At 62.9% G+C, this 1,599-nt stretch carries 1 protein-coding gene; it reads right to left on the bottom strand.

Going from position 1 to position 1,599, the window contains the following annotated elements:
* A partial coding sequence (locus tag D8U18_RS24715; protein ID WP_131108769.1) for a gamma-aminobutyraldehyde dehydrogenase occupies positions 1-1,421 on the bottom strand: 1,421 nt, incomplete at its 3' end.
* Between the last annotated feature and the right edge of the window lie 178 nt (positions 1,422-1,599).

A 1,599-nucleotide genomic window follows, 5' to 3' on the forward strand; every position in this document is an offset into this window, starting at 1 on the left:
TGCTTGAACATCACATGCCGAACGACGGTGTAATCCTCGAGCCCATACATCGACATGTCCTTGCCATAGCCAGACAATTTCTGCCCGCCATGGGGCATTTCGCTGACCAGCATGAAGTGCGTGTTGACCCAGGTGCAGCCGTACTGCAAGCGCGCCGACAGGCGATGGGCGCGGCCGACGTCGGCGGTCCACACCGAGGACGCCAGGCCGTAGTCCGAATCGTTGGCCCAGGCCAGCACTTGGGCTTCGTCAGCAAATTTGGTGACTGACACCACCGGCCCGAACACTTCGCGGCGGACGATTTCGTCGTCCTGCTGGGCATCGGCCAGCACGGTCGGTTCGAAGAAGAAACCATTGCCCTCGACCGCTTTGCCGCCAGTGATCAGGCGAATGTGCGGCTGGGCGATGGCGCGTTCGACGAACCCGGCGACGCGGTCGCGGTGTTGCGCGGTAATCAATGGCCCGAGCTCGGTCGCCGGGTCATCCTGCAAGCCGTACTTGATGCTGCTGACCGCTGCGCCGAGCTTCTCGACGAACTTGTCGTAAATGCCCTCTTGCGCATAAATGCGGCAGGCGGCGGTGCAGTCCTGGCCGGCGTTGTAGAAACCGAAGGTACGGATGCCTTCGACGGCGGCGTCGATGTCGGCGTCGTCGAAAATGATCACCGGGGCCTTGCCGCCCAGTTCCATGTGCATGCGTTTGACGCTGTCGGCGGTGCTGGAAATGATGTTCGAACCGGTGGCGATCGAGCCGGTCAGCGACACCATGCGCACTTTCGGGTGAGTGACCAGCGGGCTGCCGACGCTAGGACCACGGCCGAACACCAGGTTGAGCACACCGGCCGGGAAGATGTCCGATGCCAGTTCGGCCAGGCGCAGGGCGGTCAGCGGGGTTTGTTCCGATGGCTTGAGCACCACGGTGTTGCCGGCGGCCAGGGCCGGGGCGATTTTCCAGGCGACCATCATCAGCGGGTAGTTCCACGGCGCGATGGAAGCGATGACGCCCACCGGGTCGCGGCGGATCATCGAGGTGTGGCCCGGCAGGTATTCGCCACCGGCCGAACCGCTCATGCAACGGCTGGCGCCGGCGAAGAAGCGGAACACGTCGGCAATCGCCGGGATCTCGTCGTTCAGCGCGGCGCTGTAGGGTTTGCCGCAGTTGTCCGATTCCAGTTTGGCCAGCTCTTCGCCATGGGCCTCGATGGCATCGGCGAGTTTGAGCAGCAGCAGCGAACGCTCTTTCGGCGGGGTTTGCGACCAGCTGTCGAACGCGGCATCGGCGGCACGCACGGCGGCATCGACCTGGGCTTCACTGGCTTCGTTGATTTCCACCAGCACACGGCCCAGCGCCGGGTTGAATACGGGTTGGGCGGGGCCTTCGCCGGTGATGAGTTGGCCGTTGATCAAGAGTTGGGTTTGCATGGCATTGTCCTCTTCAAAATTATTGTTTTTGTCCGTAGAAACCGGTCCCTGTGGGAGCTGGCGAGTCGGGTCGCCGCATCGCAGCGATAGCGGTGGATCAGCCAACATCTTTGTTGAACCTTCCGGCCCCATCGCTGGCAAGCCAGCTCCCACAGGAATTCGGTTCCCACATTGGGAA

Source organism: Pseudomonas sp. Sample_10, from assembly GCF_004321495.1.
GTDB lineage: Bacteria > Pseudomonadota > Gammaproteobacteria > Pseudomonadales > Pseudomonadaceae > Aquipseudomonas.